This window comes from Clostridium sp. AM58-1XD (genome assembly GCF_003464085.1).
GTDB lineage: Bacteria > Bacillota > Clostridia > Lachnospirales > Lachnospiraceae > Lachnoclostridium_A.
Window position 1 is genome coordinate 45,096 of record NZ_QSDR01000019.1, and the last position, 24,271, is coordinate 69,366.

General features: G+C 46.5%; 18 protein-coding genes. 15 read left to right on the forward strand and 3 right to left on the reverse strand.

All coding sequences use genetic code 11. From position 1 onward, the window contains the following. The first annotated feature begins 180 nt into the window (after positions 1 to 180). From DXA13_RS12845 to DXA13_RS12865, 5 genes are read left to right on the forward strand one after another with little or no spacing between them, the layout of a single operon-like run. A complete protein-coding gene (locus tag DXA13_RS12845) occupies positions 181 to 375 on the forward strand; it encodes a hypothetical protein (protein ID WP_118244918.1) in 195 nt (64 codons plus the stop codon). Next, positions 369 to 956, forward strand: coding sequence for an extracellular solute-binding protein (locus DXA13_RS12850; protein ID WP_243009119.1), 588 nt, complete (start codon positions 369 to 371; stop codon positions 954 to 956). The genes DXA13_RS12845 and DXA13_RS12850 overlap by 7 nt, the downstream gene beginning before the upstream one ends. Beyond that, complete coding sequence (locus DXA13_RS12855) at positions 946 to 1,365, forward strand: hypothetical protein (protein WP_118244920.1); 420 nt, start codon at positions 946 to 948, stop codon at positions 1,363 to 1,365. The genes DXA13_RS12850 and DXA13_RS12855 overlap by 11 nt, the downstream gene beginning before the upstream one ends. Further along, positions 1,355 to 3,934, forward strand: a complete 2,580-nt coding sequence (locus DXA13_RS12860) for an ATP-binding protein (RefSeq protein WP_181995664.1) — start codon at positions 1,355 to 1,357, stop codon at positions 3,932 to 3,934. The genes DXA13_RS12855 and DXA13_RS12860 overlap by 11 nt, the downstream gene beginning before the upstream one ends. Before the next feature lie 47 nt (positions 3,935 to 3,981). Beyond that, positions 3,982 to 6,495, forward strand: a complete 2,514-nt coding sequence (locus tag DXA13_RS12865; protein WP_243009112.1) for a PAS domain-containing hybrid sensor histidine kinase/response regulator — start codon at positions 3,982 to 3,984, stop codon at positions 6,493 to 6,495. Here the strand turns inward: DXA13_RS12865 and DXA13_RS12870 are convergent. After that, positions 6,492 to 7,937, reverse strand: coding sequence for a GntR family transcriptional regulator (locus DXA13_RS12870; RefSeq protein WP_118244922.1), 1,446 nt, complete (start codon positions 7,935 to 7,937; stop codon positions 6,492 to 6,494). The genes DXA13_RS12865 and DXA13_RS12870 overlap by 4 nt on opposite strands. Before the next feature lie 274 nt (positions 7,938 to 8,211). Between DXA13_RS12870 and DXA13_RS21860 the strand changes: the two genes are divergently transcribed. Further along, positions 8,212 to 8,364 (forward strand): hypothetical protein, encoded by a 153-nt coding sequence (locus DXA13_RS21860; protein WP_243009113.1) that lies wholly within the window; start codon positions 8,212 to 8,214, stop codon positions 8,362 to 8,364. A gap of 11 nt (positions 8,365 to 8,375) precedes the next feature. Beyond that, complete coding sequence (locus DXA13_RS12875; protein ID WP_243009114.1) at positions 8,376 to 10,070, forward strand: bifunctional diguanylate cyclase/phosphodiesterase; 1,695 nt, start codon at positions 8,376 to 8,378, stop codon at positions 10,068 to 10,070. 218 nt (positions 10,071 to 10,288) lie between these two features. On the opposite strand, the gene DXA13_RS12880 is transcribed toward DXA13_RS12875, so the two are convergent. Next, complete coding sequence (locus DXA13_RS12880) at positions 10,289 to 10,846, reverse strand: manganese efflux pump (protein ID WP_118244923.1); 558 nt, start codon at positions 10,844 to 10,846, stop codon at positions 10,289 to 10,291. Between the two features lie 295 nt (positions 10,847 to 11,141). Between DXA13_RS12880 and DXA13_RS12885 the strand changes: the two genes are divergently transcribed. From DXA13_RS12885 to DXA13_RS12910, 5 genes are all read left to right on the forward strand, one after another. Further along, positions 11,142 to 12,593, forward strand: a complete 1,452-nt coding sequence (locus DXA13_RS12885) for a DEAD/DEAH box helicase (protein WP_118244924.1) — start codon at positions 11,142 to 11,144, stop codon at positions 12,591 to 12,593. A gap of 246 nt (positions 12,594 to 12,839) precedes the next feature. Continuing rightward, entirely contained in the window at positions 12,840 to 13,457 is a 618-nt protein-coding gene (locus DXA13_RS12895; protein ID WP_118244925.1) for a flavodoxin family protein, read from the forward strand. A 330-nt stretch (positions 13,458 to 13,787) separates the two neighbouring features. Beyond that, a complete protein-coding gene (locus DXA13_RS12900; RefSeq protein ID WP_347559849.1) occupies positions 13,788 to 14,225 on the forward strand; it encodes a MarR family transcriptional regulator in 438 nt (145 codons plus the stop codon). Positions 14,226 to 14,258: 33 nt separating this feature from the next. Continuing rightward, positions 14,259 to 15,992: an ABC transporter ATP-binding protein gene (locus DXA13_RS12905; RefSeq protein WP_118244926.1), complete on the forward strand. Its 1,734-nt coding sequence runs from the start codon at positions 14,259 to 14,261 to the stop codon at positions 15,990 to 15,992. After that, positions 15,985 to 17,826 carry an ABC transporter ATP-binding protein gene (locus DXA13_RS12910; RefSeq protein WP_243009115.1) on the forward strand — a complete coding sequence of 614 codons (1,842 nt, stop codon included), beginning with the start codon at positions 15,985 to 15,987 and terminating at the stop codon, positions 17,824 to 17,826. The genes DXA13_RS12905 and DXA13_RS12910 overlap by 8 nt, the downstream gene beginning before the upstream one ends. A 198-nt stretch (positions 17,827 to 18,024) precedes the next feature. On the opposite strand, the gene DXA13_RS12915 is transcribed toward DXA13_RS12910, so the two are convergent. Then, a complete protein-coding gene (locus DXA13_RS12915; RefSeq protein ID WP_118244928.1) occupies positions 18,025 to 18,288 on the reverse strand; it encodes a hypothetical protein in 264 nt (87 codons plus the stop codon). A 186-nt stretch (positions 18,289 to 18,474) separates the two neighbouring features. Between DXA13_RS12915 and DXA13_RS12920 the strand changes: the two genes are divergently transcribed. The 3 genes from DXA13_RS12920 to DXA13_RS12930 all read left to right on the forward strand — a co-directional run bounded on the left by DXA13_RS12920 (position 18,475) and on the right by DXA13_RS12930 (position 24,086). Beyond that, on the forward strand, positions 18,475 to 19,161 hold the full coding sequence (locus DXA13_RS12920; protein ID WP_118244929.1) for a response regulator transcription factor: 687 nt from the start codon (positions 18,475 to 18,477) through the stop codon (positions 19,159 to 19,161). Continuing rightward, complete coding sequence (locus DXA13_RS12925; protein ID WP_118244930.1) at positions 19,158 to 20,606, forward strand: HAMP domain-containing sensor histidine kinase; 1,449 nt, start codon at positions 19,158 to 19,160, stop codon at positions 20,604 to 20,606. Before DXA13_RS12920 ends, DXA13_RS12925 begins: the two co-directional genes overlap by 4 nt. A 183-nt stretch (positions 20,607 to 20,789) precedes the next feature. Continuing rightward, on the forward strand, positions 20,790 to 24,086 hold the full coding sequence (locus DXA13_RS12930; RefSeq protein ID WP_118244931.1) for an EAL domain-containing protein: 3,297 nt from the start codon (positions 20,790 to 20,792) through the stop codon (positions 24,084 to 24,086). Positions 24,087 to 24,271: the final 185 nt, after the last annotated feature.

Sequence of the window (24,271 nt, forward strand, 5' to 3'; positions counted from 1 at the left end):
GATTTCGGATTATATCGATGAGTCGGATTATTGGTATGATGAAAGGAAGATAAAACATATGAGAAAAAAATGGCGCTGCATTTTGCTTATGCTGTCTTTTTCTGTGCTTTCTATGGCGGGCTGCAACGATAAAACGACATCGGGAGAACTCCATATACAGCCGGAAAAAGAGGAAAAACAATGCTCACCCTGTTTTTGCCGATTGAATCCAATAAGACTGCTGCGAACGACAGTTATCAGTATATTATCTCAGAATTCAACGCCCAGAGTGACACAATCGAGATTCGGGTAGACGGGCTCCTGTCGGAGATGGTTACAACGAGGCGCTGGCGCGGCGGCTGGATGATGGAAAGGGCGTTGACCTGTTTATTGTAAATGCAGATTGGGTGAAACAGCTGAATTCCAAAGGCTATTTTTATGATCTCTCGGAACAGCCGGTGTTTCAAAGACTGAACGCTGCTGCCAGGCAGCAGGCGGTTGTAGACGGCACGGTCTACTGCATTCCAACGAATATGACGGCTTATGGCCTTTATGTGAATGTGGGGCTTTTAAGACAGTATGGCCTTAAACCGCCTCAGAATGCGGACGAGTTTCTCCACTGCTGCCAGGTCCTCAAGGAAAACGGCATTACGCCTGTCAGCATTAACCGATGGTATGCGATGACAACGATTGCCATGGCCCGCGGACTTTATCCGGTCTATCAGGCGGAAAATACAGAGGAAATCATAGCTGGCCTGAATGACGGCAGCATTAAAATCAGCGATTATATGCTGGAGGGATTCCGCTTTTTCAATGAACTGATAGAGAAGGGATATTATGGGGACGGCCTCACCGCAGAAGAGGTGGATACAGTCAAAGCCAATACCTCAGACTGGGAGGCGTTCCGGACAGAAAAAACGGCATTTGCCGTGTTTCCCTCTGGGAAAGAGGCGGATATAAAAAAAAATGGCTCCTGAGATGGAATTTATCCAACAGGGATTTCCGGTGCTGCCGGACGGCACCATAAGCCTCCCGTCCATTGACTCCCGTATCTGTGTCAATGCAAAGGGAGAGCATGTAGAGGAGGCACTGAATGCTTTGGAATATTTTACAATCAGTAAGGCAGAAGAGCTTTCGTCAGGAAATAAGGGACTTCTTTCCGGATTTGAAGGCGAAAATCCGGAGGCAGACCCAACGGTCCTGGCGCTGCAGACTGATGCGGTCTCTCCAGGACAGATACCGATAGAAGATATGCGGCTTTGCTTTGATTACTGGGGGACCATACGGATTCTGTGCCTGGATATGATCGATGGTATGACGCCGGAGGAAGCCGCTATGGAATATGACCGCATACAGGCGGAGAAGGTGGAAAAAAATGTTCCGTAAAGTATGGAAACGTCCGGAGACAGAAGAGAAAAGAGGAAGCCGGTACCGGCTGACGGCAGCCATTGCAGCCGTATCCATTCTGACTCTGGCTGTTTCCGGCATAGTTAGATTTTGTGTAAATTATATCAGTACCAATGTCCGCAGCACCACGATCCAGACCATCAGTGAGCTGACCGGAAGTAAAGCAGCAACTCTGGCAGCAATTCTGGATGAAACGGCACGTGATATGTATAATGTAACGTACGCGCTCAGTGCCGCCAAGGATAGGCGTTCTGCATCACTGATTTTAGAGGCTTTTCAGGAAAGCCATGAACTGAAGGCACTGGTCGCATTCGATAAAGAAAGGAATGTTCTTTATGGGGATATGGAGTCGCTTGTAATGAAGGGGATTCCAGATGATTTTTCGTCACAGGTGGAATCTGACGGATTCGCCATGTCGGATACCCTTTTTGGCGTGGATGGGGATCGGGAGATTTTACTGGGTGCTGCAATTCCGGGAGGAGGCGTCGTTTATGCTGCCCTTTCTACGGATTCTCTGCAGAAGACATGTGGAGAAGATACATATTTGGGAGAAGGCTACAGCTATGTGGTGGAAAGAAACGGGAATATTATTATTCCGCCTTTCCGCTACAGTTATGAGCAGATATACGAAAATATCCGCGTGCTCCTGAGCGACAGCAAAAATACGGAGGAGGAGCTGGAACCATTTATGAAAGCGCTGTCCGACGGCCGGTCAGGCTCTGTTGTTTTTATGATTAACGGTCAGGAACAGATTCTGTGCTTCACTCCGGTAGAAACTGAAAAAGAGTGGCAGTTTGTTACGGTTGTACCGCTGAAGGTGGTGGAGAAAGAGGGAACCAGGATCATGCAGACAACGGTCTGCATGGCAGCTATGATAATCGCTGTTATCATCATAGCGCTGTCAACGGCGGTTCTGTTTTATCTGTCAGCTCAGCGGAGGCAGAGGAAAAATGACCGTTTTCTTCTGGATATCTATCAGGCAATTTCCAGAAATACAGACACGGTTATTTTCATTCTGAACAAGAGAACAGGACGTCTCGATTATGTATTTGAAAACAGCGAACGGCTTCTTGGAATCTCATTTGATGAATTTTTAAAGGGCGAAGAACAGGAAACGGGAACAGGCGCTTTTTTTAAAGAGCTGCAGGCGCTGCTTTTGGAAACATGCCCGGTTGAAGGATGTCAGCGGAAGATTCATATATATAATGACCGCCTTCACCGCGATATGTGGTTGAAAATTTTGACATGTCCATTCTATTTGGGCAACGATCCGAAATGCATTTACGCGGTTACAGACATAACAAAGGAACAGAATGACCGAGAAACGATTGCAGCGGCAGTAGTTGCAGCTGAGCAGGCGAATGCGGCAAAGAGCAGCTTTTTCTCTAATATGTCCCATGATATGCGAACTCCGATGAATGGGATCATTGGTATGACCGCTATTGCAAAACGTAACATAGAGAATAAGGACAGGGTAATGGACTGCCTGAACAAGATTGACTTTTCATCGAAACACCTGCTGGATCTGATAAATGATGTACTGGATATGAGTAAAATAGAAAGCGGAAAGCTGGCGCTGGCGAGTGAATCTTTTTCTTTACCGGAAATATTCAACGACCTGGAAGCTATTTTAAAATCTCAATGTGACGACAGGAAGCAGAAACTGAGCTTCGATCTCCATATAAAACAGGAAAGAATCAGAGGGGATGCCCTGCGCCTGAAACAAATTTTTATGAATCTGCTTTCGAATGCGGTGAAATTTACTCCAATTGGAGGTACTATTGTGCTGACTGCAGAGGAACGAGAGCCGAGTAAGCCGGGCTATGCGGCCTGGCGTTTTACGGTTGCGGATAATGGGATCGGTATGTCATCCGATTTTCAAAAAGTCATTTTTACTCCTTTTGAGCGGGTGGGGGATACGTATGTGTATCAGACGGAAGGCACCGGCCTCGGCCTGGCGATCACAAAGAATCTGATTTCTGCTATGGGAGGCCAGATTTCATTAAAAAGTGAAATCGGTCATGGTACCACATTCTTTGTGGATCTGGAACTGCCGCTTCAGGAAAAAGAGCCTGCAGTTTGTAAACCCACCCGAAATCCGGAAATGAACGAAGCTTTCTTTGCGGGAAAGCGTTTTCTTCTGGCTGAGGATAATGCCATCAATCAGGAGGTCGCTGTGGAACTCTTGTGTGGATACGGCGCCAAAGTCGATGTGGCCGCCAATGGTGATCAGGCGCTGACGTACTTTAAGGGATCTACCCCTGGCTACTACGATGCAATTCTGATGGATATCCAGATGCCGGTAATGAATGGGTATGATGCCGCCAGGGCGATCCGGTCGTGCGGCCATATTCAGGCGGAAACCATACCGATTATCGCTATGACTGCAAATGTTTTTACAGAAGATGTCCTGGCTGCCAGAAATGCAGGCATGGATGCCCATATACCAAAACCACTTGATTTCGAACAGTTATATTATGCACTGGAGAACCGGGCAGCTGATGATCGCTCCGGAAAGGATTCAGATGACAAATCAGCGTTTCGATAGTAACCGGAATTACTGAACAAAACACAGCAGACATAAGGAGAACGAATATGGAACAGAAGAAATGGAATCAGCCGGGGGAGAGCCCCTGTACAACGCTGCCATCTGGCGGATGCCGTTGGATATTGGACGAAATGCAGATTGAAGCGCTGGGATTCTGCCTGGATGAGAATCTCACGATCCTGTGGGCAAGCAGCCCGTTTTACAAAAAAACAGGATATACAGAGGCGGAGTTCGGCGGACAATTTCAAAATCTTCGGCAGTTTTATCAGGAGAATCCCGATGAATTTGAAGATATAAAGAGCCGGCTTGCAGAGTCGGCTGCAAAAGCAGAGTCGGCCGTGGAATGGATATCTCCGATTCCAAAAAAGGAAGGCGGTGCCGCATGGGGACGGATGACTGCGACGTTTGCCGGAAGGGATTCCAACGGACGGGCGGAATGCCGGGCATTTTACAGGGAACTCGACGGAAAGCAGCAGGAACTGACAGAGTCGAACCATTGTCTGAAGAAATCGGCAGGATATTTTAAATGGGTGCTGGATGAGTATTCCGGAAATGCGTATATAGCAGATATGGAAAATTATGACCTTCTTTATATCAACAGAACATCCTGTGAAACGTTGAAACTTCCTGTAGAGAAAGTGATCGGCCGTAAATGCTATGAAGTAATACAAAACCTTACGTCGCCGTGTCCATTCTGTACAAATTCCTGCCTGACGGAGGACGAATTCTATCAGTGGGAATACTACAATCCGTTCTTAAAACGCAAGTATCTGCTGAAAGACCGCATTATAGACTGGGAGGGGAGGAAAGCCCGTCTGGAACTTTCTCTCGACAATTTCAGCCCGGAATACAAACTGGAAAAAATGGACCGGGAACGGGGGGCGATCCTGCGGACCATTCCAGGCGGTTTTGCCAGAGTGGATGCACGGGATGGAAAGACCATTCTCTGGTATGGCGGAGATTTCCTGCATTTAATCGGATATACGAAAGAGCAGTTTGAGAACGAACTCCATTCTCAGTGCACGTATCTCCATCCGGAAGATTTAATACGGGCGACCGACATCATGAATCATTCCAGGGAAACAGGAAGGCCTACGGCAGCGGAAGGCCGTATCATAAACAGGGACGGAACGCAGAAAATAGTGACTATGACGTTCAGTTATGTCAGCGGAGAAGACAGCTGGGACGGTATTGAATCCTACTACAGCGTCGGAATCGATATAACGAGGGAGCGGGAAGAGCAGGAACGGCAGCGCAATGCACTGGAAGAGGCATATCAGGCGGCCCGCGTGGCAAATGCGGCGAAGACAAATTTCCTGTCGTCCATGTCCCACGATATACGGACGCCTATGAATGCAATTATGGGCATGACGGCGATTGCACAGGCCAATCTGGATTGTCAGGAAAAAATGGAAGACTGCTTAGATAAGATTAACAGGTCGAGCAGGCATCTGCTCGGCCTGATTAACGAAGTGCTGGATATGTCTAAAATTGAGAGCGGAAAAATCAGCTTTGCATTAGAGCAGGTGAACCTGCCGGATCTGGTCCAGACAGTCATAGATATGTGCCGTCCTCTGATCAGTGAAAAGCGTCAGCAGTTTCGGGTGAACTTCGGGCACATGCGCCACGAAAATGTGATTACGGACGGAGACCGCCTGCGCCAGGTGCTGATGAATATTCTTTCCAATGCCATTAAGTATACTCAGGAAGGCGGCGCCATTACTTTAAAAGTGAATGAACGGAAATCATTGATATCCGACAAGCGTCAGTATGAATTCATCTGTACAGATAACGGAATCGGAATATCAAAAGAATACCTGCCGCACATTTTCGATCCGTTTTCACGGGCAGACGATTCGAGAATCAGCAGAATCCAGGGGACTGGGCTCGGGATGGCGATTACTGAGAATATCGTCCGTATGATGAACGGAACGATTGATGTAAAGAGCGAGGAAGGCATAGGAAGTGTCTTTACCGTTTCGATTCCAATGGAGGTCTGCGGAAAAGAGAAACTGTTAAACGGAAAACAGGCCGAACAGCGGGTGACGGCTGCCTCCGGCATTTCCGTATATGAGAATGATGCGGCAATCCCGTATGATTCTGAGAACACAGAGAGTGAAGGTTCGGCAGTACTGTCTGGAAAAAAGGTACTGCTGGTAGAGGATAATGAGATTAACAGAGAGATTGTGGTGGAGCTGCTCCAAATGCATCAGGTCCGTGTGGATTGTGCGGAGAACGGCCTGGAAGCAAAAGTAGCATTCGAGACCTCAGAACCAGGGGAATACAGCGCCATTTTGATGGACATCCAGATGCCTGTTATGAACGGCTATGAAGCGGCGGCCGCAATCCGCAGGCTGCAGCGGGCAGATGCCCTTACGGTTCCCATTATTGCGCTGACGGCCAACGCCTTTACCACAGACGCGGCAAAGGCACGCAGCGTCGGAATGAACGATCATCTTGCAAAGCCAATCGAGATAGAACGGCTGCTGGAGGTTCTGCAAAAGTGGATCAAAACGAACAGGAACCGAACGGATGGGCCCTCTGATTTCAGGATTAATTAAAGGTCGGGAATCAGGAGACGTTCGGCCTCGAAGATCCCTAGCTTCACCAGATTGCCGACTGCGAAACGAAATTCGTGAATCAAGAGTTCTTCCAGTTTATCGGAAAAAAGAGCCGCATCTGCTTCATCCAGGGCGCTTGTAAACGATTCGAAACAGCTGAGATAGAACTGCATCCGGTCATCCTTCTTTTGCCACATACTGCGCAGGGCATATCCCCAGAAGAGCTGCTGCATGAGTTCACCATAGACCGTCCGGATGGCCTGATAAGGGGCGAACCGTTCCAGCAATTCCAGGGCGGCATAGGTGACCAGCTCATACTGCTGCCTGCTTTTCACAGAAGACAGCTCATTTTTGCATTTTTGCAATCCGGCGGTATCCAGTGAAGCTACTGTGATCTCAGACACCGCTTTGCAGGACAAGGTCAGAATCTGCAGGCTTTGAGCCATATCCAAGAGGCGCTTGCGGACAGCAGGGCTGGTAAGATTACAGTTCTGAGCCGTCTCGTGTAAAGGCAGGACTCTTGTGCCGATCCGCTGAGAAGATCTGGTGGCTCCAACGCCATTCAGCAATGAAAGGGCTCTTCTAACCGTGCTCACAGATACATTTCTTTCTGTGGAGAGCTTCTCCAGAGATGGCAGCAAGGTATTTACCGGATATTGGCCGCGACAGATCGAAATGAGGAGATCCATGGCAAGAGAGTAGCAGATCTGGGAAGCTTTTTTGTAGCAGCTCCATGTAAACGGAATCTCCTGCTGGGGCGGCGGTGCAGTAATCCGCCTTTCATAAAGCTGGCTTAAGGTCAAAGACAGAGAATCCTGGGCCTCATAAATGGATTCCCGGAGCGCGTTCCAATCCTTTCTAAGCCAATGATCCAGCGAGCTCAGAGAATAGTCCCTGACCACAAAGAGGCGCCATGGATTTTCCGGCATGCTGAAAAATGGAGCTTCATAAAACATGAAAATCTGCCAGACAAGCCGAAGAAGAAGCTCATTTCCAAGGGACGCATAGGCCTGCATAATATGGTTAAAAGCAGTAAACGGCGGCAGCGGATTATGAGACTCCAGCTGCTCTATGCTCTTGTAAATTTCAACAGGAGCATTTTTAAGCCCGATCCACTGTGCATGGCCCAGCAGTGGACGCAGGGATTTGCTCAAATCGATCAGGGCGTGTTTTCGATGGGAAAAGAAATGCTGGACGTGAAGTTCCACTTCCTGCTTGTTGTAGTCCTTGATGACCATCGTTCCTATGTTCTGAGACAGAGTAACATAGCCTTCGCGCTGCAGGCGGAGATAGGCGGCACGTACCGTATCGAGGGAAACAAGAAAATTGCCGGCGGCATTTTCCATAGTTGGAAGGATATCGCCTGCCTTATAAGCTCCAAATTGAATCTGTGTTTTAATAACGTCGTAGACGATCTGTCGCAGCTCCATATCTGCTCCCACAATTCGCACCCCATTTCATTAAAAATAATCCAGTATATAAAATAATTATATCATTTTTAAGAGCGTTTTTCTACAAGATTTAATCAAGCCGGAGTGAATGAGCATCATTTAGACTTCGGCTTTTTATTTTTATGAGAGTTAAATTGTACTTTCGTCATTTTTGTGATATCATGACATTGTGATAAAGGCTGATTGAACCAAAAATTCAGGGAGGGGGGAGATCGCTTGAAGGATCCTGAATATTTTGGCTGGGGACTGTTAACGGGGGTGAAAGATGAGGCGTTTTATAAAAAGTGGGCTGGTGATACTGTTTGCATTGCTGATTTTATTCGGCGGAATGACTCTTCATACTGTTGTGCAGTCTCAGCATTATAGCCGGCTGGTCAATTATGTGGGAATTGTAAGGGGAGCGACACAGCGCTGGTAAAACTGGAGCTGATGGATCAGCCAAGCGACCCGCTGGTAGAATATCTGAATGGGATTTTAAAGGAATTGACTACAGGAAGCGGAGAGTATGGGCTTCTCTCTCCGGAAGATGAAACTTACCAGCATAATTTGAGCGAGCTCAATCGTATGTGGGAAGAGATGAAAGAACAGATCGAAACCTACCGAAATGGGCAGGGTGACGGACGGGCGCTTCTGTCTCTTAGCGAATCTTATTTTATTCAGGCGAATGACACCGTTTTTGCGGCTGATGATTACGCGGCGAGGCGCGTGCGTACGCTGCTTATCATCTGCATGGTGACGTTGGGGATCATGATGCTTACATGGATACTGATCTTGCTGGCCTATTGGAAGAAGCTGCTGCGGTTGGAAGATACCAACCAAAAGCTGAACGAAATGGCCAGGAGGGACGGTCTGACCGGCGTATATCAGCTGGAGGCATTTAAAGAAGAGGCACAGCATTATTTGGATCGGAAGTCTGTGGAAAAGATGGCGGTTGTTTACACGGATTTTTCTGATTTTAAATACATAAACGATGTGTTCGGTTATGAATACGGAGACAGCATATTAAAGAAATACGGCGAAATACTGAATCAGCTGATTGGGGAAGGGGAACTTTGCGGCCGTGTATCAGCGGACAATTTTGTCTTATTGCTTCGGTATGAGGATCGGGAAGAGATCGCGGCAAGACAGAGAGAGGCGGACGAGGAAATCATTCGTTTTATGCGTTCTCATGACAGGCAGTCAGTTCCAACCTGCTGTGGAATCTGCTGTGTAGAGGATGTCATTGAGGATTTAACCATTGACGGCTTCTTGGACCGGGCCAACTTTGCACGCAAAACTGTAAAAAACGGCAGCAATACCAATTATGTATATTACAATGAAAGCATACGAAATCGCCTGAGGGAAGAAAAAGATGTGGAGAGCCGTATGCTGACAGCGCTGGAAAACCGGGAATTTACCGTGTTCTATCAGCCGAAGGTGGAACTAAAGACAGGAAAAGCAGCATGTGCCGAATCACTGGTCCGCTGGAAATTGAAGAATGGATCGATTATTCCTCCAGACCGGTTTATTCCTGTATTTGAAAGCAAGTACCTGATTGACCTTCTGGATCAATATGTATTTGAAGAGGTCTGCCGTTTTCTCCATCAGCGGTTAGAGGCTGGAAAACCGGTATTTCCTGTATCCGTTAATGTATCCAGGCTTCAGTTTTTCGATCAGAATTTTGTGAAGAGATATGTGGAAATACGGGACAAATATCATGTTCCGCCGGGATTGCTGGAAATTGAATTTACAGAATCGATTGCCATCGATAATTCCAACCTTCTGACACACGTTGTAAATCGTTTAAGAAAGGCTGGTTTTTCCTGTTCGATCGACGACTTTGGAAAGGGATATTCTTCTCTCAGCCTGCTGAAGACTCTGCCTATTGATGTGCTTAAGATAGACCGCTTCTTCTTTGCGGAAAGCAATGATCCCGTACGTGATATGGCTGTAGTACAGGGGATCGTGGAACTGGTTCATAAATTTCACATCCGTACAGTGGCAGAGGGGGTGGAATCTAAAAATCAGGTGGAAATGTTGAAGGAGATCGGCTGTGATTATGTGCAGGGTTACGTTTTCTATCGTCCGATGCCGCAGGATGAGTATGAAAGGCTGTTGGATGAGGAGAACATCATTTCATTATAAAGACCAGATTTCGCCATAAATTATTACAGCAAATGTATGACATGGAACGAAAGCTATGAGAAAATATAAGTTAAAAAGAGTGTTGTAAGAGTAAAAATCTGACATGCCATTGATATCGAGGGCAATGATTTTTGCTTTTACCAACACTCTTTTTCCGTTTTTGTTATGGAAGATAAAATGGGAAATCCTGCACCGGTTTATGGGCGTAAAACATGTTATCAGACGAACATTTCATATATGCCCAGTCCGACCATAAACAGGTTTGCCAGAGGTTCCGCATGCTTACCGATCGATCGTGCCAGCTGTGAGCGGCCGATCCTGTTGCCGAGCGAAAGGAACAGCAGACTGACAAAAAAAGAACAGCAGGCCGTAGGCAGCACCTGAAGGCCGGTAATACTGGCTCCGATACCAAGTCCTACGTTATTGACTGTGAGGGAAACGCCGAGAAAAAGGACCTCCCAAAGTTTCAGCTCTGCAGATCCATCGAGTTCGGAGCCTTCAATCTTATATCGATTGATCCAGTACCGCAACATCCCCACGATACCAATTAAAATGATAATAAGTCCGCCCAGGATTTCGGCAAGATTCTCAGGCAGAAGAAAACGGATACTTTTACCAAAAAACATGGACAGGATGGTGCCGGTAAGAGAAATGAAACCTATAATCAGATTAAAGAGCCAGCCGATCGAAATTTTTCTGATCCCATAAGACAGACCGATCACAAAACAGTCCATATTCGATGACAGCGCAAAAATAAAAGAGGATAAAAAGTGCATAAAGATGCTCCTTAAGAAGAGCTCTTTATTTATTTTACGCAATAAATGAGAATGGGTGTCAATTGAGGATCGATTCGTTCCATGAGAGGACGTCTGGCCGTTGTTTCATTTATTTATAAATCAACAAATGAAATACCATGGCTTATAAAAGTCTGCTATAATAAAGTGTGGAATGCTTTAGTTATTAGAGCATGAGGCGGCAAAGTGGCTGAAGAAAGAGGAACTGTACAGCGTTGCATAGCGGTCGGCAGATTTAAAACTGCTTAAATCAAATAAATTCCGAAAGGAACGGTAAATGGAAAAGAAACGTATAGATACAAATCAGTTTTACAAATATTCATTGTCAGAAGAGATCGTGGGAGCGCTGACGCTGCTTGGGTATACGGAGCCTACGAAAATTCAGGAAGAGGTAATTCCTGCGGCGTTGGAAGGAAAGGATATTGTTGCAAAATCTCAGACAGGAACCGGAAAGACGGCTGCATTTGCTATCCCCATCTGTGAAAAGGTCCGCTGGGAAGAAAATTTACCTCAGGCTCTTGTATTGGAGCCGACGCGGGAACTGGCGGTGCAGGTGAGGGACGAAATCTTTTATATCGGCAGAAAAAAGCGGTTAAAGGTACCTGCCGTTTTTGGCGGATTTCCTATTGATAAACAGATACAGACGCTCAGACAGAAGTCTCATATTGTGGTAGGTACCCCGGGCCGTGTGATGGACCATATCCGCAGGGATAGCCTGAAGCTGAATCAGGTAGAATATCTGATTATCGACGAGGCGGATTTAATGCTGGACATGGGATTTTTGGAGGATGTAAAACAGATCATATCGCTGCTTCCCTCAGAGAAGCAAGTGCTGCTGTTCTCCGCCACGCTGGATAAAACGATAAAGGATCTGGTGGAGGAATATATGACGGACGCAGTCTCTTTTATACACGAATCTGAGACGGAAACGGCTCCTGAAATTCGTCATGCCGTTTATGAAGTGGATGCGGATGATAAATATGACGTATTCGTGGATGTACTTATGCAGGAGAACCCGGACAGCTGCATGATATTCTGCGGTACGAGAGAGATGGTAAATGTACTTTATCAGAAGTTAAAGAGGGATCATATCCTTTGCGGCATGATACACGGGGAAATGGAACAGCGGGATCGTTTGAGGACAATTGACCAGTTTCGGACCGGCCAGATCCGCTGCCTCATTGCTACAGATGTTGCATCGCGCGGCGTTGACTTTGAGAATATGACTCATGTAATTAACTATGATTTTCCCACAGGAAGGGAAACGTATGTCCATCGTGCCGGAAGAACGGGGCGGAACGGAAAGAGCGGGAGAGCCATCAGCTTCGTATGCCCGTCTGATCAGAACATGAGACATCAGGTAGAAGCGTATATCGGCATGAATCTGCCCGTGGAGAGATGTCCGGACAAGAGTGAGCTGGATACCAGGGCGTTTTGGGAACATCAGAAACGGAAAGTGAAGCCGAAGGCGAGGAAAGGTGCGGCACTGAATAGTGCAATTACAAGGCTTTCTGTCGGCGGCGGAAGAAAGTCAAAGATGAGGGCGGTGGATATTGTGGGTACGATCTGCAGCATCGATACAATAAAGGCGGAGGATATAGGGATTATTGATGTCAGGGACAGCCTCACATATGTGGAAATCCTGAATGGAAAAGGGCACGTGGTGCTGGAAGCTCTGCAGGATAAGCCGATTAAGGGAAAGGTCAGAAAGGTAAGGATAACGAGATAAGGCATTCGAGCGGTTATTGTGATCCCTCTATACATTTGGAACGAGACCCTGGTTACAGTAATATTTCAACGTTTCATATGGCATATTTACAAGAATGCATGTTTCTTTCATCGTATGCATGGCAATACCTCAAAGTTTACAAAATGTTTATTATTTTCCTATTGACCGGTAGTAACTACCGGTTGTTACAATCGTAGTATACACATTGTATGAAATGAAGTCAATGCCGCAAAGGAGGATTTTGGCATGAAAGTATTAATGATTAACGGCAGTCCCCATTTAAAGGGAAATACATCCATTGCCCTGCATGAAATGGAAGAGGTTTTTGAGAAAGAGGGCATCGAAACTGAAATCATTCAGGTGGGAAATAAAGATATCAGAGGCTGCATTGCCTGCTATTCCTGCAAAGAAAAGGGAAAATGTGTGTTTGACGATATTGTCAATGAGACTGCGCCCAAGTTTGGGGAGTGTGACGGACTTGTAATTGCTAGTCCCGTTTATTATGCATCTGCCAACGCTACATTGATCGCGCTGCTGGACCGTCTCTTTTACAGCACCGGGTTCGATAAGACGATGAAGGTCGGAGCGAGTGTTGTAGCGGCGAGAAGAGGCGGCTTATCGGCGACATTCGATGAGCTGAATAAGTATTTTACAATTGCAGGAATGCCGGTCGCATCCAGTCAGTACTGGAACAGTATCCATGGCAGAGAGCCGGGAGAGGCGGAGCATGATGAGGAAGGGCTTCAAATTATGAGAACCCTTGCGAGAAATATGGCATTTTTAATGAAGAGCATTGAACTCGGCAAGAAGACGTACGGACTGCCTGAGAAAGAGACATTCAGACAGACAAATTTTATTCGATGATTATGTGAAAATGAAGAATGGAATAAAATAAAGTTTGTTATTAAAAGAGGGTGTGCAAAAAGGAATAAAGCGTTGCCACTGATATCAGAGGTAGTGACTTGGTCGCTGCCTGGAACGAAATCAGGTATCAGTGGCACAGCTAATTCGACTTTTTGCAACACCCTTTTCTTCGTCTGTATCATAGGAAAAAGCTTCTATGATATAAAACATGCGACATCAGATCGGTGTGAAGATTTTGTTATAAGTATGAAATCATACTTGACATGAGTACGATTTCATACTATAATCTGTAGTAAATGAGTACGAAATCATACATAAGGAGGCTGTACGATGATGAGACAGAAAGAACATGAGATACGGGAATTTAACCGGCTTTATAAGGAAATGGACGACATTTTTCATGATATCGCTTTAAGAATAGGCGTATCGGATAGTGCGTTTACCATTTTTTATATTATCTGTGAGCTTGGAGACGGCTGCCTGCAGAAGGATATCTGCTATGAATCTTTTGCCAATAAGCAGACGATCAATTCCTCGATCAGGAAGCTGGAGCAGGAGGGATATCTTTACCTGAAACAGGGAAAGGGCAGAGATAAGCATATTTATCTTACTGAAATGGGAAGACAGTTTGTCCAGGAAAAAATAAAGCCTGTTATGGAGATAGAAGACCAGTCGTTTTTAGCCCTGTCGCCAGAGGAACGGTCAGAATTTCTCCGTCTGTACCAAAAATATGTGGAAAATTTTCGTGAGAGAGAAAAAAAGTTATAGAATCAAAATCAGACTTGAGAGGATTTGTGGTATATGAAAATTATTCTGCGGTTCTTAAAACCGCATAAACGGCTTTGCATTTTTACCATGTTGGTCATGTTGCTGGATGTAGCAGGAGGATTGCTGATCCCTACCTTGACGGCCGACCTGATCAATATTGGCGTCGAAGGGGGAAATATTCAGTATATCTTCCGGAATGGGATCATTATGCTGGGAGTCACTGTTCTGACGAGTTTTGGAACACTGATGGGAAGCTACCTCTGTGCAGACCTCTCGGCGAGAATCGGGCGGGATATGCGAAATGTCCTTTATGATAAGTCCCTCGCATTTTCTTCTCATGATTTCGAAGAATTCGGAACGGGATCCATGATTACCAGAACGCTCAGCGATGTCAACATCATTCAGCAGTCCATTGTCTGGTGTATCCAGCTTGTAATCCCTGTTCCGGCCATGTGTATTATGGGAATCGTAATGGCATTTTCTATCGATTTCATGATGGGACTTCTTCTGATTGCCGTTACGGGTGTAATCGTCATTCTGGCTGTCCTGGTTACGAGAAAAGCTTCGCTTATTCTGGAGAAATTCCAGAGCTTTCTTGACAGGATGAATGTGGTGCTCAGGGAAAATCTGACAGGAGTTCGGGTAATCCGCGCATTTAATAAAGAACGCTATGAAGAAGGGCGTATGAAAAAATCTTTTGAAGACTATGCAGAAGCGGTTATTAAGGCGAATCAGCTGTTTGTCAGTCTCGAGAGTACGGCGCTTCTGGGCATTAATTTATGTATTGTCGCCATTCTCTGGATCGGTGGAAACAGAATTGGTTCCGGATATATGAAAATCGGAGATATTACAGCTTTGACACAGTATGCTGTTTTGATCCTGTACTATATTATTATGGCACAGATGGTTTTTCTCGTACTTCCAAGAGCCCATATCTGCATAGGAAGAATTGGAGAGGTGCTTGCGAAAAAACCGGAAATTGCGGATGGAATGACAGCGGGTCCTGGGATCGGGCAGAAAGAACAGGTCGTTGTCTCTTTTCAGAATGTAGCGTTTCGTTTTGCCGATGCAGACGAGGACACTTTGGAAAATCTCACATTTTCCTGTAAAAGAGGAGAGACGACTGCGATCATCGGCAGTACGGGAAGCGGGAAGTCTACCATAGCAAAATTAATTCTGAGGTTCCACGATGCCACGGCCGGCTCCGTGCAGTTAAACGGAAGGGATATCCGTGAAATGACACAGAGAGAACTGAGGGATTTGATTGCATACGTTCCCCAGAAGGCATGGTTGTTTTCCGGTACGATTGCGGATAATCTGCGTTACGGAAATGATCTGGCCGAGAAAGAAGATATGGAACATGCACTTGCGGCTGCGCAGGCAGAATTTGTCAACACCCTGCCGGACGGCCTTGCAGCCAATGTCGCCCAGGGAGGAACAAATTTTTCAGGAGGACAGAAGCAGCGTCTTTCCATTGCCAGGGCTCTGATGAAGCGGGCTGAGCTGTACATCTTTGACGACAGCTTTTCCGCACTGGATTTTAAAACGGACGCCGCATTGCGAAAGGCTCTGATAGATGAGACGAAGGAAGCGGCTGTATTAATTATCGCGCAGCGCATAAGTACCATCCTGCATGCCGAACAGATTATTGCTTTGGAGGATGGAAAGATCGCCGGGATCGGGAATCACAGCCAGCTGATGAAGACGTGTGCAGTTTATCAGGATATTGCGAAATCTCAGATGAAAGGGGGGTATGACGGTGAGTGAAAACAACAAGGAACTGAGCGGTGAGTTCAGCAATGATTTTTATGACAGTGATATGGAATATGCCGTTCCGGATCATATGGGGAAAACGCTGAAACGCCTTTGGAAATCTGTGGATGATCAGCATAAGCGCCTGATGGTGGTGCTGGTTTCCGTAATTTTCTATACGCTGTTTTCTGTAGCCGCGCCCCTGTACAGTGCCTATATCGTGGATCTTCTCTGGAGCAGCATTAAAGAAGCGGCGGCAAATAAAACGGCCTTTCGTGTGACATGGATCAATGGCGGCAGGGATATCTTCTGCCTGCTCATGATTTATGCAGCTACGGCAGTTTTCTATACACTGCAGTCCTATCTGATGTCCAGTTTTGCAGAACGGCTCAGTCTCCGGCTGAGAACGGAAATCAGCGGCAAGCTGAACCGCCTGCCCCTGTCCTATTTTGACAGAAATAAACCGGGAGCAGTTTTAAGCCGTGCCACAAATGACCTGGATAAAATGTCAGAGGCTCTCCAGTCGGGAATCCTGAAGCTCTTAATGGCCGCCGGTATGGTCACCGGCTCTCTGGTTATTATGTTCCGGTTCAGCGCGATTCTCACCTTGATCTTTTTATTCTTTATGGGCGCGGCGCTTTATTCCACGAAGCTGTTTGCTGCAAAAACATTAAAATATGCCATGATACGCCAACAGCGTATGAGCAGCGTAACAGCCCTGGTAGAAGAGTCATACAGCGGCCGGGTGATTGTGAAATCGTTCAACCAGGAGACGAACAGCTCTCTCAGGATTCATGAGGCTACGAAAGAATTGGCTGAGGCTTCTAAAAAAGCAGATTTTATAGTAAATGCGATCAACCCGGCCATTCGTCTGATTAACCGCTTCGGACAGATCATAATTGCTGTGACAGCGGGATGGATGCTTATAAAGGGAAGACTTACTGTCGGAGTATTCCAGGCGTTCTTTCAGTATGTTAACCAGTCCGCAGAACCGCTTACAGAGCTGGCCTATATGGTAAATACCATGCAGTCGGCCCTTGCCTCTTTAGAACGGATTTATGAAATGCTGGATGAAGAAGAAATTGCCCGTGACCCAGAAAAACCTGCTGTTGTAAACGGTGCAGAGGGAAATGTGGAATTCCAAAATGTCCAGTTTGGGTACTCACCGGACAACTTACTGATGCGGGGAATCAGTTTTTCTGCCCGCCCCGGCCAGAAAATTGCAATAGTAGGCAGCACCGGTGCTGGGAAAACCACGCTGATTAATCTGCTGATGCGCTTTTATGAGGTAAACGGAGGGAGAATTCTCTTAGACGGACAGGATACGAAGATGATGACAAGGGAAAATCTGCGGAGCAACTTCGGCATGGTTTTGCAGGACACCTGGCTGTTTGAAGGAACGATTGCTGAAAATATCGCATACGGCAGGCCAGACGCATCACGCAGCGAAATCATTGCGGCGGCAAAAGCGGCAAGGGTCGACTTCTTTGTACGTACCATGCCTCACGGATATGACACCATACTCAGCAATGATGCGGAAAACATTTCCGTCGGACAGCGTCAGCTTCTGACAATAGCGAGAGTTGTTCTTTGCAATCCAGCCGTATTGATTCTGGACGAGGCGACGTCAAGCGTCGATACACGTACGGAGATGGAGATTGGTAAGGCGATGAAAGCCCTGATGAGAGACAGGACCAGCTTCGTTATCGCACATCGTCTTTCCACGATCATGGATGCAGACCTGATTCTTGTAATGAAAAATGGAGATATCATCGAACAGGGGAATCACCGTTCGCTTATCAAGGCAAAAGGCGCTTATGCAGACCTGTACTACAGCCAGTTTGCATAGGCGGTGGGACGGCAGTGCCGTTTTACCAGGAAAAACACTAAAAAGAGAGTACCGCAAATGTAAAGTGAGACAGTGCCATCAATATCAGATTCTGTACCAAGGCGGCGGCCAAGTCACGGAATCTGGTACCGATATCACTGTTTTTTTCTTTATTGCAGCACTCTCATCTTAAATTACAAATAAATATACTGCTGTCTATTATCTTGCAGAATGACACCTGCCGCTTCCGTGTCCTGATCTCATTCCCCGGCTGCTCTCGTATCCGCAATTGCTGTCCGTATGGTATTCGCAGCCCTCGATATCACAGTAGTCTCCAGTGCCGTCGCAGTAGGACTGATGATGACTGTAAGATGAGCCGTCTTTGTGGGCATGATGGGGAGAAGCAGCGAATGCAGTGAATGGGGCAGCAGAAAGAGCCAGAACAACGGCGCAGCCGGCAATTCCTTTTTTTGTTATTTTCATAATATCAGACTCCTTTTTGTGTTTTTATGAGTTACCTTTCGGTACTGTTATCTTACTGCCTGTATATGGCAATTATGTGGCAGCAGGAAAAAATATTTGCGTTTCCTGCGCCCGGCTCTTTTTTTGCCATTCGGTTGCCTTATATGGGAGTTATCTTTATAATGAAGGGAACAGGAGGTATTGGTTATGGCGTTAATGCTGATCGCGGATGACAATCCGCATTTGCTGAATATTTTAAAAAGTGCGGCTCAGAAGGAAGGATTCGATACGGTTCTGGCCCAGGACGGCCGGCAGGCGCTGGAGGAATTTTATGCCAGGACGCCGCAGATTGTTCTGCTGGACGTCATGATGCCCAAACTGGACGGATTCCAGGTATGCAGGGAAATCCGCAGGGAATCCAGCGTTCCGGTCATTATGGTTACGGCTCGGGGGGAAGACTTTGAAAAGATTATGGGGCTGGATATCGGGGCGGACGATTATATTGTCAAACCGTTTTCACCGGGGGAAGTTATGGCACGGGTGCGCGCAGTGATGCGCAGAATTGAACGAAACGGAGAAGCAACGGAAAAAATACTCAGGATTGAAAATCTGACAATCAGTCTGGAGGACTACAGTGTCAGTATTGGCGGCGTGCCGGTTCTACTGACAAAAAGGGAGACGGATATGCTGTGGACGCTGGCATCCGGAAAAAACAGAGCCTATACACGGGAAATGCTTCTGGATCTTTTATGGGGCTATGATTATTACGGCGATCCACGGACAGTCGATTCCCATATGAAGCGCCTCCGCGCCAAACTGGATGCGGTTCCCCATCCGTCCTGGGAAATACGCACGATACGGAATGTAGGATATAAATTTGAGGTAATGATATGAAAAATAAAATGGTCTGGAAACTGACGGCGTGTTTTGCCGCCGTCCTGCTGTTGTTTACCGTTGTACTGGGAACTGTATTCATTTCCATATTCCGGCGTCATACGATTGCAATGAACCGTTCCTCTATGGAGGAAAAAGCAGTTTCGATAGCGGAGAACCTGGCGGCCTACAATACCGACGGTATGGTCAGAGGCCACGGCGGCATGAAGGGCCACAAAAATATGAGCGGCCATGGCGGTTATCTGGATTTCCTGAATGATCTCACCATGGCAGAGGTGTGGATCGTAGATGAAAATCGAAATCTGCTGACTATGGAACACTGTTCCTATACTTCCTGTGCAGAGCTTCCGGATCATGCAAAAGAAATGGTAAAGCGCATTTTTGACGGGGAGATTACATATGGGGAAGAGTTTTCCGGCCCATTGGATGGACCGACGCTGACAGTCGGTGTGCCGGTGCGTACGGCCAACGGCATTTCCGGAGCTGTCCTGCTTCATTCCCCGGTCAGTGGAATCAATGATGCGGTGTTTCAGGGGCTGTTTACCCTTGTAATCGGTGCGGCGGCCGCGCTGCTGCTTGCAGGGGCGGCCGCAGTCTGGCTGTCTTACCGGTTTACGGCACCTCTTCGCCGGATGAAAGCAGCAGCGATGTGCCTTGCAGACGGAGATTACAGGGCACAGACAGGTGTCAGGCAAAATGACGAGATCGGCCAGCTGGCGCAGACAATTGATTTGCTGTCCGGACGGTTGGCACAGGCGGAGAAAGAGAGAGAAGCCCTCGATCAGCTGAAGCAGAACTTTGTAGCCAATGTTTCCCACGAACTGCGGACGCCGGTTGCCGTCCTGCGCGGTTCTTTGGAAGTGCTCAGGGATGGTACGGTCAGCGAACCGGAAGAAGTGTCGGATTATTACGACCAAATGCTGTCTGAAAGCCGTCATCTCGAAAGGCTGGTCAATGATCTGCTGGATTTATCCCGCCTTCAGGATGCACAATTTTGTCTCGATATGGGAGAGGTGAACCTCTGCGATGTGGTTCGCGATACGGCAAGAGCGATCCGCCGTCCTGCTCAGGAAAAGAATCTGAAGCTTTCCGTCTGCTGTCCGGAGGAAGCGTGTATGATACAGGGCGATTACAGCCGTATCCGGCAGCTTTTCCTGATTCTGCTGGACAATGCGGTCAAATTTTCACAGGAGGGAGGAGACGTAGAGCTGGCGCTTGTAAAAGGTGGAAATGGCTTTGAGGCCATGGTAACGGATTATGGGGAGGGGATTGCTCCGGAAGAACTGCCGCATATTTTTGACCGTTTCCGAAAAACCCACGATCCGCGAAACAAGACGGGAACAGGTCTCGGTCTGGCTATTGCTAGACAGATTGCCGACCGCCATAATGCAAAAATCAGTGTGGAAAGCAGGGACGGAAAGACCTGCTTTACGATTCATTTCTGAATTCAGCCTTTCATAATCAGAAAGATGCAGGTGTTTTTCCATCGATGATGGATTCATCTTTTGACAGCACTCCGAATTGCTTTTAAAGGCCAAATCATATATAATATGAACAAGTGTAGAAGCGAGCCGCCATGGTTGATGAAGCAGATCAACTGAGGCACAGTACGAAAGAAGGTGTGTAGGATGGCTGAAAAAAATAGAAATCAGAGCGGGAAAGAAGTAATTAGAAAAAAAGAATTGACTGATTTGCCCATCAGACAGCAGGAGTCTGGTTCCGGTCAGGCGAATGTGATGATTTTTGAATGGGATATAGCGGCAGAACAGATCATGTATTCTGAGAACTGGAAAAAGAGATTTGGCTGTGAGCCTGCAGTTCATGAAGCCGTTCAATTTTTCACCTCGTCGCCGTACATTCATCAGGAAGATAAAAAGCGGTTCGAGGCGTTTCTGGATGACATAAAAAATGGAAGGCGGTATTGTGCGATCCAGCTCCGTGTTGCAAATAAAGACTTGGAGTCCGAGTATGACTGGTATCGAATTCACGCGGTTACACTGTATGATCAGGCGGAGAAGCCGGTTAAAGTGGTTGGGATTGTATCTGATATCAGCAGGGAAATGAAATCAATAAAAAAGCTGCGAAGGCGGGCGGAGAGAGATGCATTGACCGGTCTGTATAACAGGGAAGAAACAGATATGCTGGTCAGACATCATCTACAGGATATGCCGCGACAGCAGTGTGCGCTGTTTATGATCGATACGGACAATTTCAAACAGATCAACGATACGAATGGTCATATGCTGGGCGACGTTGTGCTTACGGAGATCGCTTCCGGTATGAAGAGGCTGATGAGGGAAATCGATGTGGTCGGACGTATCGGAGGCGATGAATTTGCAATATTTATGAAAAATATTTCATCCCGGGAATCCGCCGGACAAAAGGCAGAGAAGCTGCTGGATATGTTTCGCCATCTGTTTGAGGATGAAAAACGGACGCTTCATGTAACGTGCAGCATTGGCGCCGCGATGTATCCGGAAGACGGGAAAGATTTTAAAACATTATATAAATGCGCGGATCAGGCGCTGTACATGGCGAAAACTCAGGGAAAAGACCGATATGTGATGTATGATAAGAACCATTCGATACCGGTAGACGAAGTAGGATATTCGTCCCTGGGAACCGTGATTGACTCTGAACAGCTGGCAGGCGGTGAAATCAACAGTTTTGTGACATATGTGTTTGATCTTATACACAAAATAGAAGATGTAGACCAGGCGGTGAACTTGATTTTAGAACTTGCGGGAAAGCGGTTCGATGTGAGCAGGGCATATATTTTTGAAAATACGGAAGACGGCTTATACTGCTCTAATACATACGAGTGGTGCAATAACGGGATCAGTCCGGAGATCGACCATCTCCAGAATATGAAGATAGACGAGTGGAATTATGAGAGCATGTTTGAAAATAATTCTGTATTCTACTGCAGGGATATCAGCACGCTGACGCCGGACCTGGTGAAATTATTTGAAGACCAGGGAATTCACTCGACTCTGCAGTGCGCTTTTTGGGAAGAAAGCAGATTCGCCGGTTTTATCGGATTTGATGAGTGTACGGGAGTGCGGCTTTGGACCCAGGAAGAAATCGGAATGCTGACGCTTATTTCTAAAATTCTGACTACATTTCTTCAGAAGAGACGGCTGCAGGAGCGCAGCAGGGAAAACCTCAAAGAGGCGGAAAAAAGCATTGTAGATTGTATTAAACTGTTGACTTCATCGGAATATCTGGAAGACTCAATCGAATATGTCCTGCAGATTGTCCAGGATTATTATCAGTCGGACCGCGTCTATATCATTGAAACAGATGAGAGCAGAGGTGTTGCAAGCATTTCACATGAAATTTGTGCAGAAGGAATTGAACCTCAGATTGACAAGCTGCAGGATGTTACAATAGAGGCAATCTCCTTTTGGATGGATCAGTTTAAAGCTAATATTTATGTCAAAATTGATGATGTTGAAACATTGGGAGAAGACAGAAAGCTGGAGTATGAGATTTTAAAGGAACAGGGTATCAACAGCCTCATGGCCGTCCCCCTTTATGTAAAGGGCGAAATAAAAGGATTTTTAGGAGTTGATGATCCGAAGCGGAACCGGGATGAGGTCTATCATCTGAAGGAGCTTTCCTGTTTCCTTGAAAATGAAATCGCAAAAAATTCCCTGAAAAAAAGTCTTGAGAAATTGAGCTGTCAGGATTTGATGACGGGCCTTGAAAACCGCAACAGTTATATGGCGTACTGCGATGAATTTTACAGGCGCTTTCCGATTCATGTCGGAGTTGTTTTCATGGATATTAACGGCCTGAAAAAGATGAATGATTTGAAGGGCCATGTGTATGGAGACATGGTGATTTCCTATATCGCAGAAGTTATGAAGGCATTTTTCCCGAATGAGAGGAAGTTCCGGATCAGCGGGGACGAGTTCCTGATCGTTACGGAATCCATGGAATATGAAGAATTCAACAGACAGCTGAAGGCGATGAGCGAAAAGCTTCATGAAGACGGACACAGCATTGTTTCAATCGGGACGACGTGGAGCGATGTTCACTGCGATTTAAATGAACTTCTGAATAAATCAGACAAGCTGATGTACATGAGCAAACAGGAGTATTACAAAGAAAAGGGCGATATCGCTGCTGAGAAAATACCATTGCTGAAAGGACTGACGGAATCGATCCTGAGCCGCGAATTTATGGTTTATCTGCAGCCGAAATTCAACATTTATACGAACCGGGTGGACAGTGCAGAGGTTCTCGTACGGTATAAAAATGACAGCGGAGCAGTCGTTCCTCCGGTCAAGTTCATTCCGCTGCTGGAAAGAGAGGGTCTGATATCCAATTTAGACTTTTTCGTACTGAATGAAGTCTGCCGTTTATTTGAAAAATGGAATGGCACAAGCCTTTCAGATATGAGGCTGGCCGTTAATTTTTCCAGAATCACCCTTTTTGACGAGCATTTCCGGGCGCAGTTCCAGGAGACGTTACACCGGTATAATATAAAGCCTCAGCAGCTGGAAATAGAGATTACAGAAACGCAGGAAACCCTGAACAAAAAACAGATGGCAGCATTATTAAAGGAACTGAGGGCACAGGGGATTTATATTGCATTGGATGATTTTGGCGTAGAATATTCATCATACGAGTTTTTGATGATGGCTGATTTTGATCTCTTAAAAATAGATAAGAGCATAATACAGAGATACCAGAAAGCCAGGAATGGAGAGGCGCTGGTAAAGCACATCGTTGAATTGAGCCATGAGATCGGTGCAAAGTGCTGCGGAGAAGGAATCGAAACAGAAGAGCAGTTTCAGTTCATGAGAGAGACCGGCTGTGACTATATACAGGGATACTTTATCGATAAACCGATGCCGATTGAACTGTTTGAACTAAAATACGGGAAGGCTGATCTTCAGGTGAAAAGGGAAGAATAATCGATTATAAAAAATGGTCTGGGCACAGGTGGGTAATTCGGTATAAATCCAGTCTGTGAGAAGGTCATACGGCAGGCGCAGAAGCAGATGGATTTCAGTTTCTTGCCTGCCGATGTGGATTACAGTCGAGATAAAGGAAAAATGAGGACAACAGGAAGAACGTAGAATATAGGTCAAAGTGCATA

Bases quoted from the DNA above. Each gene is read 5' to 3' on its own strand.
- DXA13_RS12845 (WP_118244918.1), top strand. From the start codon at position 181: ATGCTCACCCTGTTTTTGCCGATTGAATCCAATAAGACTGCTGCGAAC.
- DXA13_RS12855 (WP_118244920.1), top strand. From the start codon at position 946: ATGGCTCCTGAGATGGAATTTATCCAACAGGGATTTCCGGTGCTGCCG.
- DXA13_RS12860 (WP_181995664.1), top strand. From the start codon at position 1,355: ATGTTCCGTAAAGTATGGAAACGTCCGGAGACAGAAGAGAAAAGAGGA.
- DXA13_RS12865 (WP_243009112.1), top strand. From the start codon at position 3,982: ATGGAACAGAAGAAATGGAATCAGCCGGGGGAGAGCCCCTGTACAACG.
- DXA13_RS21860 (WP_243009113.1), top strand. From the start codon at position 8,212: ATGAGGCGTTTTATAAAAAGTGGGCTGGTGATACTGTTTGCATTGCTG.
- DXA13_RS12875 (WP_243009114.1), top strand. From the start codon at position 8,376: ATGGATCAGCCAAGCGACCCGCTGGTAGAATATCTGAATGGGATTTTA.
- DXA13_RS12880 (WP_118244923.1), bottom strand. From the start codon at position 10,846: ATGCACTTTTTATCCTCTTTTATTTTTGCGCTGTCATCGAATATGGAC.
- DXA13_RS12885 (WP_118244924.1), top strand. From the start codon at position 11,142: ATGGAAAAGAAACGTATAGATACAAATCAGTTTTACAAATATTCATTG.
- DXA13_RS12895 (WP_118244925.1), top strand. From the start codon at position 12,840: ATGAAAGTATTAATGATTAACGGCAGTCCCCATTTAAAGGGAAATACA.
- DXA13_RS12900 (WP_347559849.1), top strand. From the start codon at position 13,788: ATGATGAGACAGAAAGAACATGAGATACGGGAATTTAACCGGCTTTAT.
- DXA13_RS12905 (WP_118244926.1), top strand. From the start codon at position 14,259: ATGAAAATTATTCTGCGGTTCTTAAAACCGCATAAACGGCTTTGCATT.
- DXA13_RS12915 (WP_118244928.1), bottom strand. From the start codon at position 18,288: ATGAAAATAACAAAAAAAGGAATTGCCGGCTGCGCCGTTGTTCTGGCT.
- DXA13_RS12920 (WP_118244929.1), top strand. From the start codon at position 18,475: ATGGCGTTAATGCTGATCGCGGATGACAATCCGCATTTGCTGAATATT.
- DXA13_RS12925 (WP_118244930.1), top strand. From the start codon at position 19,158: ATGAAAAATAAAATGGTCTGGAAACTGACGGCGTGTTTTGCCGCCGTC.
- DXA13_RS12930 (WP_118244931.1), top strand. From the start codon at position 20,790: ATGGCTGAAAAAAATAGAAATCAGAGCGGGAAAGAAGTAATTAGAAAA.